At 58.7% G+C, this 13,674-nt stretch carries 10 protein-coding genes and 2 pseudogenes; 4 read left to right on the forward strand and 8 right to left on the reverse strand.

Annotated elements, in window-relative coordinates; all coding sequences use genetic code 11:
• Positions 1–602 precede the first annotated feature (602 nt).
• Both IVB18_RS20705 and IVB18_RS51980 read right to left on the reverse strand, forming a co-directional pair.
• A pseudogene (locus IVB18_RS20705) lies at positions 603–887 on the reverse strand (NADH-quinone oxidoreductase subunit D); the annotation flags it as partial.
• Between the two features lie 243 nt (positions 888–1,130).
• Positions 1,131–1,382, reverse strand: a complete 252-nt coding sequence (locus IVB18_RS51980; RefSeq protein ID WP_346732650.1) for a DUF4167 domain-containing protein — start codon at positions 1,380–1,382, stop codon at positions 1,131–1,133.
• A 510-nt stretch (positions 1,383–1,892) separates the two neighbouring features.
• Here IVB18_RS51980 and IVB18_RS20715 point away from each other — a divergent pair.
• Positions 1,893–2,645 (forward strand): nucleotidyltransferase family protein, encoded by a 753-nt coding sequence (locus tag IVB18_RS20715; RefSeq protein ID WP_247990820.1) that lies wholly within the window; start codon positions 1,893–1,895, stop codon positions 2,643–2,645.
• 4 nt (positions 2,646–2,649) lie between these two features.
• A complete protein-coding gene (locus IVB18_RS20720) occupies positions 2,650–3,372 on the forward strand; it encodes a metallophosphoesterase (RefSeq protein ID WP_247990821.1) in 723 nt (240 codons plus the stop codon).
• 868 nt (positions 3,373–4,240) lie between these two features.
• On the opposite strand, the gene IVB18_RS20725 is transcribed toward IVB18_RS20720, so the two are convergent.
• On the reverse strand, positions 4,241–4,981 hold the full coding sequence (locus IVB18_RS20725) for a methyltransferase domain-containing protein (RefSeq protein ID WP_247990822.1): 741 nt from the start codon (positions 4,979–4,981) through the stop codon (positions 4,241–4,243).
• A gap of 1,238 nt (positions 4,982–6,219) precedes the next feature.
• Positions 6,220–7,575 (reverse strand): OpgC domain-containing protein, encoded by a 1,356-nt coding sequence (gene opgC, locus IVB18_RS20730; RefSeq protein WP_247990823.1) that lies wholly within the window; start codon positions 7,573–7,575, stop codon positions 6,220–6,222.
• Positions 7,576–8,089: 514 nt separating this feature from the next.
• On the opposite strand from opgC, the gene IVB18_RS20735 reads away from it, so the two are divergent.
• Positions 8,090–8,752, forward strand: coding sequence for a response regulator transcription factor (locus IVB18_RS20735; protein ID WP_247990824.1), 663 nt, complete (start codon positions 8,090–8,092; stop codon positions 8,750–8,752).
• On the opposite strand, the gene IVB18_RS20740 is transcribed toward IVB18_RS20735, so the two are convergent.
• From IVB18_RS20740 to IVB18_RS20750, 3 genes are all read right to left on the reverse strand, one after another.
• Complete coding sequence (locus tag IVB18_RS20740; protein ID WP_247990825.1) at positions 8,747–10,867, reverse strand: MASE1 domain-containing protein; 2,121 nt, start codon at positions 10,865–10,867, stop codon at positions 8,747–8,749. The two genes, IVB18_RS20735 and IVB18_RS20740, sit on opposite strands and share 6 nt — an antisense overlap.
• A gap of 112 nt (positions 10,868–10,979) precedes the next feature.
• Positions 10,980–11,426: a hypothetical protein gene (locus IVB18_RS20745; RefSeq protein WP_247990826.1), complete on the reverse strand. Its 447-nt coding sequence runs from the start codon at positions 11,424–11,426 to the stop codon at positions 10,980–10,982.
• A gap of 112 nt (positions 11,427–11,538) precedes the next feature.
• A complete protein-coding gene (locus IVB18_RS20750; protein ID WP_346732651.1) occupies positions 11,539–11,898 on the reverse strand; it encodes a helix-turn-helix domain-containing protein in 360 nt (119 codons plus the stop codon).
• Positions 11,899–11,936: 38 nt separating this feature from the next.
• On the opposite strand from IVB18_RS20750, the gene IVB18_RS20755 reads away from it, so the two are divergent.
• A complete protein-coding gene (locus IVB18_RS20755) occupies positions 11,937–13,067 on the forward strand; it encodes an IS630 family transposase (protein WP_247984173.1) in 1,131 nt (376 codons plus the stop codon).
• Positions 13,068–13,082: 15 nt separating this feature from the next.
• On the opposite strand, the pseudogene IVB18_RS20760 reads toward IVB18_RS20755, so the two are convergent.
• Positions 13,083–13,481 (reverse strand): annotated as a pseudogene (locus IVB18_RS20760) (SOS response-associated peptidase); the annotation flags it as partial.
• Positions 13,482–13,674: the final 193 nt, after the last annotated feature.

The raw sequence follows: 13,674 nt of genomic DNA on the forward strand, positions 1-13,674 counted from the left end.
CCGCCCGGTACGACGGGCCTCGCCAGGCCACACCCGCCACTGGACCGCGCACCAGGCCAGCCGATGATAGGCGGGGCCACATATCCCGCCGACCGGTAACCGGAAGTTTCTTGGACCGCCAGTTCACGCGCCGCGGAGGCACATCATGGTTTCTCGCCTGGCTGATCGGGCCTGCATTTGTGAGTTTCGGAAATAGTTGGCGCATTCGGTGAGGCGTAAATTCCCGAAGCATTTCGCAGATGATGACACAGATGGTTTCGGCCGAGCCCTAGCGGGCCTGCCACAGACGAATTCTGAAACCAGATCGAGACTTATCCCGCACCGCAGATAAGGAACTGTGAGGAACGGATAGACCTTATCCGCCTTGTCTTTTCGTAACAATCCGTCGCCAGCGGAGCGTTGTTTTGCCCCTTGCGGACCGGCCCGACCGATCGGGCGAGAGTTGCGCAGTGGATGAGGATCCTCTTCGTAGCAAGCTCCTAGCCCTCCCTCCTCTTCGGGATCTCGACTTCATAACGGGGGCATCATCGCGCGTGGGTTTTGCCGCAGGCGATGTGGTTCAAAAGGAGGGGCAGGAAGTCGCGGCCATTCACTTCCCGCTATTGGCCGCGGCGCGGCACCTCAAGCAGCTTTTCCGCGGCGAGACAGAAGGCGTGCTCCTGGTTCATCGATGCTACATAGTCGAGCCGGTCAAAGTACGGGCTCGCCTGCAAGTAGGTCTTATTTTCGATCAGCTTCTCGGTGCCGCGGTGCAAGAGCCCAATATGCGGATCAACCCGTTCCACCACCTCGCCATCGAGCTCGAGCACGAGGCGCAGCACACCGTGCGCAGCCGGATGCTGCGGCCCAAAATTGATAGTGAAGTTGCGAACGGGAGTTTCCGCCATGGCGAACTTCCGCTTCCAATGCGTGGACGGCGGCTCCTCGCTGTCCGATCACTTTTCGATGTGCGGGCGGCGCGGACATGGCGCCCATCGGCGGCACCGGAACCGTTTCCCAGCTCGCCGCTCTAAACGGATCTTGTATTCAATGGAAGCGAGGCGATAGCGTTCCTATCCTTGCTGGCAGTACGCCCTCCAAGGATCGCTATCGGCTCGCGCGGAAGGTGTGACCTTTTCGAACCGTATTCTCTAGTTCTGGTGCATTGACCGGAAGTAGTGTTCGGCGTGCTGGAAGTAATTCTCGGCGGCGATCCGGTCGCCGTTCAGCGCTTCGGCGTGAGCCAGCGCCAGGTAACGTTCGTAGCTCCTTCGGATCTTGAGGAATGCTGGCGAGCCACTGCAGGTTCGATCCTTCGGGACTGGGATTTTCGCGGTCTCATGTTGCTCCCCATTTTCCTGTTTGCGTGCGGCGGCGCGGCCGCCTTGAGATAGAGTCCTCATTCCATGTCGTCGCGCCGGCTTAGCAGTGCGTGCTGGCTTGAGGATACACAGGTGCAAGTGTAACAGCGGTCGGCGATTACGCCGCGATGGCGCAGCAGTGCGGCTTCGATGGCTGCACGAAAAATCCGCGCTTGGATGTGAAGGCCGCAGCAGAAAATGGCCCGCCGCCTGGCCTGCATATGGCCGCCTGGCTTGCATATGGGAGTCAGAACTGGGAGTCAGAACGCCAATTGCAATGTTGACAATTCGTCGCAGCGGCGGTCGGAGCTGCCAAGGCGCTCGCTCTCTCGCGCGAGCAGATGCCAACGCAATCGCGATCAGCGGCACCGCGAACAACGCGCTGCGCGTGACCTGATCGATAGCGGTTCCGTCTTCGTGAATGAGCCCGTCGCTTGGAACTTTGCATGGTTTATTCAATTGTCGAATAAGGTACCTCAATGGTCGAAGCCGACGAGCTTCGACTAATTCTTGATGACGAAGGAGGTCAGACCGATCACTGGATCTACAGAGATGATCGATGCGGCCGCCGAGCCGACCGCGCCATCGGCCGGCGCCGGGATGTTTTACACTCAGGCCTTGCGCGAGCTCGCGAAGCTGGATCTGCCGTTTCTTTTGGCCGGCACGTATGCGCTCAGCGCCTATACCGGCGTGGTGCGCGCGACCAAAGATCTCGATATCGTGTGCAAGCCGACTGATTATCCCCGTGTTCTCAACCACTTCCGCAACCTCGGATACACCGTCGCAATCGAGGACGAACGCTGGCTCGGCAAGGTCTTCCAGGACGAGCACTTTTTCGATGTGATCTTCGCGTTCTGGCATGGCATGGCTCCCGTGACCGACCAATGGTTTGAATCCGCGCCGCGCATCGAGGTGTTGGGTACGAAGATGCGCGTCATCGCCCCGACGGAGTTGATCTGGTCCAAGGCGTTCGTCCAGCTGCGGCACCGTTACGACGGCCCGGATATCGCGCATCTCATTCTCAAGCAGCACGATCAGATCGACTGGCGGCGTCTGCTTGCCTACATGGAGCTGCATTGGGAGGTGCTTCTGGCACATCTACTCAACTTCCGCTGGGCCTATCCGAGCGAGCGCGATTGCGTGCCGCGCTGGCTGATGGACGAACTGGTCGCCCGCCTGAAGACCCAGTTCGAACTTCCTCCTCCGCGCGTGAAGATATGTCGGGGGCGCCTGTTTTCGCAGGTCGATTATGCCCCGGCCGTTGAGGAATGGGGCTTTGCCGACGCAGACCAGGATAGTGAGTAGCGCGATGTCCGAAAAACCCGACACGCTCACCTTCGCTGCCATTGGCGATCTCCACGTGAAGGAGGACCGCACGTTGTCCTTCCGGGAGCTCTTCGCCGAGCTCTCGACCAAGGCCCAGGTGCTCGTCCTTTGCGGCGACCTCACTGACCTCGGCAAGCCGTCCGAAGCGGAACTTCTGGCGGAGGATTTGCGCGCCTGCTCCATTCCCGTTGTCGGCGTGCTCGGAAATCACGACTACGAATCCGGGCAGACTGAAGACGTAAGGCGCATTTTGAAGGGCGCCGGGATGCACCTGCTCAACGGGCAGTCGTACGAAATCGACGGTGTCGCCTTCGTCGGGGTGAAGGGATTCATCGGTGGGTTCGGCCGTCGCATGCTCGCTTCGTTCGGCGAGGCCGTCGTCAAGAGCTTGGTCGCCGAAGCCGTCAACGAAGCGACGCGCCTCGAAAATGCGATGCGCGCGGTAGCGAGCAAGCAGGCTGTCGTCGTTCTTCACTATGCGCCGATTCTCGATACGGTCGAGGGCGAGCCACTAGAGATACTCCCGTTCCTCGGCTCGTCACGTCTCGGCGAAACGATCGATCGATTTAAAGTGAGCGCGGTCGTGCATGGCCATGCTCATCAGGGCCGCTATGAAGGCCGCATGCCCGGAGGCGCGCGGGTCTACAACGTGGCCCGATCAATCGAGAAGCCAACCGGTCGACCCTATGCCTTGATTGAGGTCTGAGCCGGGGTGTCTGGAGTCATTATTGGGCCCGGCACGACCAGTCGCGATGATGCTTTGCGTTGCTTGTAGATGTGGTTATCAGTCAAGAGTCATCAAGATTTTCGCAGACCCTCAAAAAAGTGATCGCAGACAACAGGCCGCGTACAACCGCATGAACACAATTGGAAGCTTCTCGCGGAAGCCGAATACTGGGAGCACCTGGCCCATCTTGAGCTGTCTTCCTACTTCCAGGAATGCAACGCGATTGGGTCGAATGACCCAGCGCAGCTTCAAAGAGTCACAAGCGCGAATAACACGCTTGAGACGATTGCCGCCGCGTGAGGACTGAGGCTGTCGTATGTTTCTCACAGGGCACCGCGAGGCTGATCTCGCCCACCTCGTAAAGGCGCATCGAAGATGCCGTCGGGGCGCTGCGTGAGCAGACGCGTGAGGTTCTTCTTGCGGAGGTGCAACGGCAAAATGCTGAAGCCGGCTGGGGCGAGCGACAGTCGCGCCGTGTTGTGGTTCAGCGAGCATTTTTTGAAGGCAATTCTGATAGACGGAAAGACGCATTACCCATTGTCGAGATCATCTCGTACGATGGGAGCAAGTCATTTTGGGTCTGTAACTCAGGGGAGGGCAGCTCTTTGTCAGTGAGTCCCGCTGCGCCCGGCTGACCTATGAAATCGGCAGGCGCCTGTCGCGTCTCACCTTCTCGATTGCCGACAATGGGACGGAGTGGGACAGCTGAGACACCCTGGATGGAAGCCTTGGCCCCAGTTAGAAAGATGAAGTGAGCAGCTACGGTGGCAAGCTACAGATCGCAACCTCCGGACTTGAGAAACATCGGGCCCGGCTGGGACTCGTGTCGGTCTCCGGCAACCTCTAATCAGCGAGAGCCGGCACGATCCGTACAAGAAACGATATCGCGGGGAGATATTCGACCCGCCTCCTGCGGTGGAACGAACACCGCCAAGTATCCTCCATCGCCTGCGAGCTGATATGTAGCGATCTCGCCATAGCCAACGGCGGTGAGTTCGCAACGCAACAGCTCAATCGGCGTGCCATGCTTTGAGGTCGGACGCTCGAAGTCGACAATTCCAATCCGCGTGCCCGGCTTCATGGCGGGCGCGAGATTATAGAGGAAGGCATAGGGGTGGGCTATTTCGTGATACATGTGTCCCAGGATGACGGCATCCAGCGAGGAAGTGGGCAGGCGGGGGTCGTGTGGTTCGCCCTTCGCGAATGTGACGTTTATGAGCCCCAATCGTTCCGTTCGCCTGCGGAGCTCGATCAGGTAATCCCACATGACGTCCTGGGCGATGATCGAGCCGCTGGGGCCGACGAGATGTGAGAGACGGACCGTGTAGTAGCCGCTGCCTGCACCAATATCGCTGACCGTCATGCCTGGTTTCAGCTCAAGGAGGCGTGCGACCTCACCGGCCTCATTCAGAGAATCGCGGTGCTCCTCGGCGGAGCGGCTCAGGGTGGCGATCGGCGCAACCGGACGCCGAGGTGAGGGGAATTCCTTCGCAGGGCTTCCTGGCGGGGCCAGATAGCCAATGTCAGCGGCGTATGCGCGAGTTGAGCCCAGCGCCACGACAAGCGTCACTGCGCGGACCAGCATCATCGTGGTGCCGCCTAGAATCAGGCGCGGCCGTCCGCTTTGCGAAAGACGTGGGCCCAGGGTCATCTATCAACCAAAAAACGGATGGTGATCAGTCCGCGATGTGCTGCGCGTAGTCCAAAGGATTTATCTAATGCGAGAAACTCATGATGTTCAACTCCATGAAATCAACTTTCGTAGACTGTCTGGGCGGTGACAGTCGCAGCCTTCAGGTGCTCTACCAGTTCCGAGCCAGCCAACGGCTTCCCAAATGTCAGCGCCCGCTTGCGATGCAAACTGCGAAAGCGGGTCAGGGCCCGGTTTGCCTATGAGACGTCACCCTATCGCGCCAATGAAGCACAGTCTTGCGGCAGCTTTTGGCGGCAAAGCGGGCATTCGGCGTGACCCGTTGGTCGGAGAAGGGCCATCAAGCGACATAGGCGACATTTGGATAATCATTGAAACCCGGGCAAGTCTTGCACACTTGCCTGGAAGCGCCTGGAGCTGATGTTCGGGTCGTGGTGCCTGCGCGAAGGCGCTATCGTGTGCGTGTTCCAGCCGATCGTGCTCGAGTGCAGCAATGCAGGTCGAGGTTTGAGGTTACATTGCGAGCAAGTCGAGGCGTTGCGGCCGGTGGATAATGCGTTCGGGCAATTGGATCTGAGCAGTAGCAGGCATTGAACTTGGTCTCCAAGCACCGGGATCGGCCTTATAGGGCTGGCTGATCACCGCGTTGGATCAAGGGGAAGCCCGAGGTCGCCGGCCATGCACCGCGCCAAAGATGCGTTCTCATGATCGGTGCGGCCACGTATGGGATCGTTGGTTCCAGGAATTCCTGACCAAGATGGCATATCATCCGCCGAACTTTCCAACCGAGCGCAAGACCGAGCTGCTGTTGGAGTTGGCCGAGCGCATCGCCAGCCCGACTCAAATTAGGAAAGGAGCCCTCGCAGAGGGTGTCCGCTGATTTCAGCTGACATTCGCAGCATGATGTTCGTTTTGTCGGGTACTAGGTCCGCTTGCGCACGCCAGTGGAAGCGGTCTCGTGTGCAGGCACCGGGGTGCAGGTCGTGAGTACGAGCGCAAACCGGCTGCACTGCCAGCCAGCGCCGAGCGCGGCGCTGGTGGGTGACGTCAAGTTGACCGACAGTAATGCCGCAACGCAGGCAAACATCACGTACGCCGCGATCAGCACCGCTCTCTTGTGGGTCCTTGGGTGGGAAATCATGGCCTTGGCTCCTGTACAAAGGCCCCCTTGTGATCTAATTCACATCCTGCCCCACATTTTTCGCTGGTAGCCCGAAGGCGTGCGCGATTGCTGGCACTGGATCAGCGCCGGAGCCGGACTCGCGCACTGGAGCAAACAGCATCTTTATTCGATCACCTCGTCGGCACGAGGCGAGCAGCGTGGGCGGAATGTCAACGCCGAGCGCTTTGGCTGTCTTGAGATTGATGGCCAGCTCAAACTTGGTTGGCTGCTCGACGGGCAAGTCGGCGGACTTCGCGTGCGGCTGCTGCCTGGGTTTGGTGTTAATCAAGTTCAGCAGCGTCGCCGCCGCGACCATCACCAGGACGCCACCAACACTGAGCGCGATCTGCATCATCAGCCCGTCCGAGATGTCGAGTAGCGCCAGGTGGCTGGCCAGCGTCAGCAGAACGCCGAGGCAGTAGATTGGCAGCGAATTCTGGCCACAGAGAATGGCGCCACGCATCACCGCCGTCGTCAGCCCTCGCCAATCGCGAGGCACGAACCATACGACCAAAACCGCAAGGGCCAAAAAATGCAGCAGTCGCAGTGGAGCGAGATTCGATTTGTCCATCGGGTAAAGCAGCGTCAGCAGCGGCTGCGGGACCAGCGCTTCCAGCGGTTTGATGCTCCAGCTCAATGCGATGATGAGGCTGAACACCAGATAGAGAACGGCAGGCACAAGCGCGGTGCGTGAGGTCACCCACGGTCGGAATCTCTTGCCCTCGATGATCCACCACGCGCCAAGCACAAGCGGCAGTTGCCAGGCTAGCGGATTGAAGAACCAGTGGCTGTTCGGCCACGCCGGGATGGTCCAGCCGAAGACGTGCACCAGTGTGTAAAGCAACAGCGACGCGCCGAGCGTTGCGTTCGGCGCTCGCAGCAGCAGCCACAGCAGCGGCGCGAACAAAAGGTGATAAAGCACGAAGAGCGGCAAGATGTCGGTATTGACCGGGCGGTATTGCAGGATCGCCGCGTGCGCGAGCGTCACGCCCGGCTGATCCAACAGGATACGCGTATTGCTCCTGTCGGCAAGAGGGCCGCCGCCTGCGAGGTGAACCACGACGGCGCAGGCGAGCGTGAGCAGCAGAAATGCGACGTAAATATCCCAGCTTCGCCACAGCGTCCGGCCGATCACGCCGGTCCAGCCCCCGCTCTGCCGTGCCTTGACGTAGGACAGCGCGCAGGTCAAACCCGAAAGAAACATGAATACTTCCGCGGCATCGCTGAAGCCGTAGTTGCGCAGCGTCAGCCAGCTCCCGACGTTGTTGGGGACATGGTTGAGAAAGATGCACCAGAGCGCGATGCCGCGGCAGGCATCAATGCGCAGATCGCGGCCGTAGCCTTTCAGCTCCGGCAGCGCGCCTGCCAATGGCTTCGGGGGGGCAGTTCGATCAAGCATCTGGTTCCCCGTCCGGCGTCCAAGCACGTTTCAAGAGGGACCGAATCTGACGAAAAACATCAGCCGCGCCGAACCCGGCCGCGAATTATGGCGACGCCTGATAGAACCTCCTGGCGCGGGAGGCTGTTGGTTGGACGATTATCGTTCAACGGTACAGCGCGTAAATCAGCCGGAGGTCCTCACCGAGGGGTTCTTAGGTCCTATGATCAAGGTACCTACAGATATCCGCACTCTGAATCCCGCGACTCTCGTGGTCCGCACTCGCTTTTTCGGCGTCCTGTGAGCTTATTTCAATTACAGCACACAACGGCATTCGACTTCTATCTTGAGTGCCTAACCGTGAACCGCTGGTTCGGCCAGGGATGAAGAATGGACGATTTCGGGGTCAATCTTCCCGCCAGCCCCTTCCTCGCCAAAGACCCAAAGGTGGGTGTATGATTTCTTCAATTGGATCTCCGTGCCATGGGATGACGGAGAGCTTTTCATGAAAGTTCTTATTGTTGACGATCATGCACTGATACGCGAGGCGTTGTACGCCGTTCTGAGACAACTGAAGCGAGAAGCCGTCATATTTGAAGCTTCGAGCAGCCGTCAGGCAATGGACATAGTCGAGGAACATCCCGACATCAGCCTTATCTTGCTTGATATCAATTTGCCTGACAGAGATGGCTTCTCTGTCCTCCGCGAACTGCGAGACCGCTATCCGACCATTGCCATCATCATTCTCTCGTCCTCGAATGATCAAGACACGGTCAAGCGCGCTTTCAAACTTGGCGCTCTGGGTTTCATCCCGAAAACGACCGAACGAGAGGTCATGCTCAACGCCATTGAGCTAGTGTTCTCTGGCGGCATTTACATTCCCTCGGAAATCCTCGAGGAAACACCGTCTCCGCGGCTTACAAATAAACCAACGACGCCCGACTTTCCTAAGGGCCTCGGATTGACCGATCGGCAGATCGAAGTGCTTGCGCTTCTGATGAAGGGAAAAAGCAACAAGATCATTGCCAAGACCCTCAACATGGCAGTGCCGACAGTGAAAAACCACATCACGGTCGTTCTCAAGGCGCTCAGCGTAACAAGCCGCACCGAGGCAGTCATAAAAGTAGGAAAAATGGGCTGGGAATCGTCTCCGAAATCTGAGTCATAAAGCCGACCGGGTATCTCTTCTATCATCATGATCCATAAAGAGCTCGTGCATGACAGCGCGGAGCCGCATTGGGTCGACAGGCTTGTGCAGCAAAATGTATCCTCTATCCTTGGCCTCACGTAATGGTTCGGGTGCCGTATCGCCGCTGATGAGAATTGCTGGAATTGATGAACCAAACGCCGCATTGATTTGTTCAATAGCTCGGATCCCGGTCTTTCCGCTCGCAAGATGATAATCCGAGATTATAAGATCGGGGCGTTGTTGGCGCTCCGCAAGTCGGATAAGTGCCGCTTCGTCGGATGCGGCGGTCAGGACGAAGTATCCCCATCTGCCAAGCAATCCGCCCGTTCCCTCCTGCACGATTGGAGCATCGGTAATAACAAGAACGACCTTGCCTTCGACAGCAAAGGCCGCGGGGTGAGGTGAGTCGACGGGCTCGGTGGACGTGTCGCATTCATCGGCCATCGGAACCAGGATGGCGAATCGCGAACCTCGGCCCACAGTCGAAGCTAAGTCGATTGGATGGTTGAGAAGCAGGCGAAGCCTGTCGACGATAGCCAAGCCGAGCCCCATGCTGCCGTACCGGTTCCGGTCTCGGGCAGCAAGTTGAAAAAACTCGCCAAAGATATTCTGCTTCTGATCCTCAGGAATGCCGGGACCACTATCCCATACTTCGATGCGCAACATTTGACCGCGCCGACGACAGCCGACAATGATCCCGCCCCGCAATGTATAGCGCACAGCATTGGATACCAAATTGAGCAGTATGCGTTCGAGCAGCATGGCGTCGCTCCGCACCCAGGCGTCACTTCGCCTGACGCGTAGACGCAAGCCCGTTTCTTGCGTTGCCTGATCAAACGTCGTCTCAATTTTTTGCAACAGGCGCGCGATCGGGAATTCAGTAATTGTGGGTATGAGTATCCCAGCATCGAGCCTGGACATATCCAGGAGCGAATTGAGCATTTCATCCATTTCTTTGCGCGTTGCATCGACCAACTCGATCGTCCTTGTCCGTTCCCCCGATCTGAGCGGCATGCGCAGTTGGGCAACGAACAAGCCCAGTGCATGTAGTGGCTGCCGCAAATCGTGGCTGGCCATGGCAAGAAAGCGCGATTTTGCTGCATTGGCGAGCTCAAGCTCTTGCGTACGCTCTGCTACCTTCCGTTCGAGTTCGATCTGCGCGCGGCGCAGACTTTCCTCCCCCTTCTTGCGGACCTCGACGTCGGCGCTCAGTAACAAGCTCGGAACCGTAATACTGATCAGGAACATCAACACCAGCAGGAATGAAACGTTGAGATCCGCGGTCGTGAAGGGGCCGCCGCCCGTGAGCGTCCCCCAAATGGTGATGCCGGCAAGCACCAGCGCAACCGTTGCGGTATCACGCGGACCGCGGCGCAGCGCCGCCCACAACATTGGCAGGATCGCGAGAAAACCCAGTGGATCTCGGCTCGGCGTTTGCTCGATCAGGGGACTGTAAGCAATGAGTCCAACAACCGCCGCTGTTGCGAGGACGCCGACCGTCTCCAAAAATTCATTGCGGTTGAAAGCATGGTCGTGGCTTGATGCCCAAAGCACGATAACAGGGGTAATGACCAGCGCGCCGGTCACGTCTCCCAGCCACCATGTGACCCAGGCGTTCACGAAATTGGTCCGATCGATGTACCCGGCGGCCGCCAGGCTGGTCAGACCAATGCTCGCGCTGATCGGCGTCGCGATCACGATGCAGATCAGAGCAAACTTCGCGACAGAATTTGGTCTCGAAAACGTATTGCACCCGCTCGACCATCGATTGACCAGATAAGCGCCAACAACGGCTTCAAGAGTATTGCCGGTCGCAATCGCAATTGCGGTGGCAACCGAGCCGGCGGTCGTCGCATTGGCGATCATTGCTGCAATGAAAATTGCGGGCCAAGTCCGATATCCCCACAACAGCACCGCCGCCAGCGCGACGCCCGTCGGTGGCCAAATTGGCGTTGCACTGGGATGAATAGAGGCGAGAGTAAGGCCGCCTTTCGCCAGGACGAAATAGATCACTCCAATTGCGACCAGACCGCCGGCATAGCTAATGCCTCGGCGGAAAGTTATCTCCGGCGTTAGTGATCGTAGATCGGACATCGTCGACGCCTAGACTAGGCAGTTGCATCGTCCAGCATGACTGACTTTTTGATCTCCTTGAAAAGATCAATGATCGCTACTTTCCCGTTTATCAAGCGGTTGATCGACACCACTACGTCCGACCGCTGCGACAATGCAAAACTCGGCAAGATGCGCTCAGATCGAATTGATCACCGCAGTCTGCTGACGGACGAAGAGATGGCGCGTGTTTGGTCACGAGGGCAAACTCTCTTCCGATGCCGATCGGCATCGGCTTGGGGGCTGGAATGGGCGTGGCGCTGAATATAACGGAGACCGGGCCTTCCGGAGGAATGCTTTGAGCCTGGACATTGCCAGCCGTGAGAACGGTAGCAACTGAGGACATTGACAGAGCTGAATAGACATTTGCCATTGCTTGTTGCTGCAATCGACTTACAGCAACGATCAAGGAGGGGCGTTCGAGAACTTCCACCAACTTTTCAAGGATAAGCGTATTATCCTTGGGACAGGGCTGAAGGTATTCTTCCAATATGAGTTGCGCTTCGCTAATCGCTTGCAGGGCCAACTGCTGATCAGTCATCGCTGCTTACTCATCAATAGACACGCTGAGGAAGTTAGCGAAGGGAGAAATCAAGTCAGCTTTGGGGAATATCCCCGCTCTTTTTTTCACGTTTTATTTCAATTTCTGAGCTTTACCACCGTGGCGGTGTCGCGGCGGGTATGCGCAGATAGCCAAGAGAAGGCGTATGGCGGAGGGATAGCGGCGACCTAGTCAGTGATTTTGACGTTTTGATACCGAGCCATTCGAGGATCGGCAAGCTTTCCGGCGGCACGAGGATTTCGATGCTTCTGGGGACGCCAGGTTGACGGCGAATGAAACCGTTTCGTTCGAGGGTGACGATCATCTGGTGGACCGAAGGCGGGCTGACGCGGAAATGGCGCTGCATGTCGGTTTCGGCGGGTGGGCGTCCGAACATGTGCGCGTAGGTGTAGATAAAGGCCAGGTAGTGTCCCTGCTTCTCCGTGAAGTGCGTGCCTGATTTTTGACTCATCGCTGGATTCGTCCCGGCCTCCGACAAGGAGGCGAAGCATGAATGTACGTTATCGGGTCGAATTGAGCCAAATCGAGCGGGACGAACTGACGGCGATGCTGGGCGGCGGGAAGCATGCTGCCCGCAAGCTCAAGCGGGCGCAGATTTTGCTGGCGGCCGATGCCGGCAGTTGCGACGCGGAGATTGCCCGGTCTGTCCGGGTCAGCCTGTCCAGCATCGGCCGGACCAAGCGCCGCTTCGTGGAAGGCAATCTGGAGCGGGCCTTGAGCGAGGAACCGCGTCCGGGCGCAGAGCGCAAATTGACCGGCAAGGAGGAGGCCCTGCTGGTGGCGACGGCGTGCGCCAAGCCGCCCGCCGGCCGCAAACGTTGGACGCTGACGCTGCTGGCGGACACGATGGTCAAGCTCACCGATCATGACAGCCTGTCGGGCGAGACCGTGCGTCGCCGGCTGGCCGAGAACGACCTCAAGCCATGGCGCAGGGACATGTGGTGCATCCCCTATGTCGACGGCGAATACGTCGCCCGCATGGAGGACGTGCTCGACCTCTACGCCGAGGCGCCGGATCCCGTCCGGCCGCTGGTCTGCTTCGACGAGACCCCCGTCCAGCTCATCGGCGAGGTCCGTCAGCCGATTCCAGCCGAGCCGGGACAGCGCGAGCGTTACGATTACGAGTACCGCCGCAACGGCACCGTCAATCTCTTCGTTACCTTCGACCCGCATCGTGGCTGGCGCAACGTCAAGGTCACCGAGCACCGCGCCGCCGTGGACTACGCCTACTGCATGCGCGAACTCGTCGACGTCCATTATCCCGACGCCGACTGCATCCGCCTCGTGCAGGACAATCTGTCGATCCATACCGCCGGCGCGTTGTATCAAGCATTTGCGCCTGCCGAGGCCCGTCGCATCCTGCGCCGCCTCGAATTCCACTTCACCCCGAAACACGCCAGTTGGCTCAATATGGTCGAGTGCGAGATCAGCGTGCTCCAGCGCCAGTGCCTCGGCCGCCGCATCGACGACCCCAAAAGGCTCCGAAACGAGATCGCAGCATGGCAAAAGCGGCGGAATAAAACCCGAGCCCGCATCAAATGGATGTTCACAACCGACAAGGCCCGCGCCAAACTCGGCCGCGCCTATCCAGCCACCGCCAAAGAGTCAAAATCACTGTGATGAGCCACTAGTTCTTTAGTTCACCGCCCGATCTTCCTTATCCTGGGTATGCATCACGATCTTGAGCGCATCATCCGGCAACGGGCGTTGCAACGCCTTCGCCTCATCCCAAGGCGCTCGCATCGATACATCGCGCTCTTCGTCGCTCGTCAGAATCACCGGCATCGCTTTGGGACGGATCGGGTCCGCAACGGCATTCCGCGTATCGTCAAGAAGCCATAGACGTTGTGCGGTCCTGGGATCGGCTTGGACTTGGTGCCACGGTCGCCCTTGAACTCGGTCCAGATGCCGGCGAACGCGGTTAGCGGACGGGTTGAGCGCAAACCAGCAAACCAGATGACATCCCTCAGGGTTCGGCTCGGGCGCGTATTCTGCGAAGCTATTGAATGGCACAAGTCATCGGTTCTCGGGCCTATGCGCGCCCAAATGACCCGCCAAAAACGCTAAGGCCGCCGGCGCCGGGCATAAGGGTTGGCGGTCTCCGGGGAGACACGTTGTCTTCCTGCTGCTCCCGCATGCGATCCTCCGCGATTTAGTGCTCCTGATGGTAGCGGGCTTGCACCGCCGCGCGAGTGCTTGGCCGGGCGCGAAGAATCCGGCCGTCGGC

Source organism: Bradyrhizobium sp. 186, from assembly GCF_023101685.1.
Taxonomy (GTDB): domain Bacteria; phylum Pseudomonadota; class Alphaproteobacteria; order Rhizobiales; family Xanthobacteraceae; genus Bradyrhizobium.

Excerpts from the sequence above, each read along its gene's own strand:
- IVB18_RS20745 (WP_247990826.1), bottom strand. The coding sequence starts at position 11,426 with ATGACTGATCAGCAGTTGGCCCTGCAAGCGATTAGCGAAGCGCAACTC.
- IVB18_RS51980 (WP_346732650.1), bottom strand. The coding sequence starts at position 1,382 with ATGAGGACTCTATCTCAAGGCGGCCGCGCCGCCGCACGCAAACAGGAA.
- IVB18_RS20740 (WP_247990825.1), bottom strand. The coding sequence starts at position 10,867 with ATGTCCGATCTACGATCACTAACGCCGGAGATAACTTTCCGCCGAGGC.
- IVB18_RS20755 (WP_247984173.1), top strand. The coding sequence starts at position 11,937 with ATGAATGTACGTTATCGGGTCGAATTGAGCCAAATCGAGCGGGACGAA.
- IVB18_RS20735 (WP_247990824.1), top strand. The coding sequence starts at position 8,090 with ATGAAAGTTCTTATTGTTGACGATCATGCACTGATACGCGAGGCGTTG.
- IVB18_RS20725 (WP_247990822.1), bottom strand. The coding sequence starts at position 4,981 with ATGATGCTGGTCCGCGCAGTGACGCTTGTCGTGGCGCTGGGCTCAACT.
- IVB18_RS20750 (WP_346732651.1), bottom strand. The coding sequence starts at position 11,898 with ATGAGTCAAAAATCAGGCACGCACTTCACGGAGAAGCAGGGACACTAC.
- IVB18_RS20720 (WP_247990821.1), top strand. The coding sequence starts at position 2,650 with ATGTCCGAAAAACCCGACACGCTCACCTTCGCTGCCATTGGCGATCTC.
- IVB18_RS20715 (WP_247990820.1), top strand. The coding sequence starts at position 1,893 with ATGATCGATGCGGCCGCCGAGCCGACCGCGCCATCGGCCGGCGCCGGG.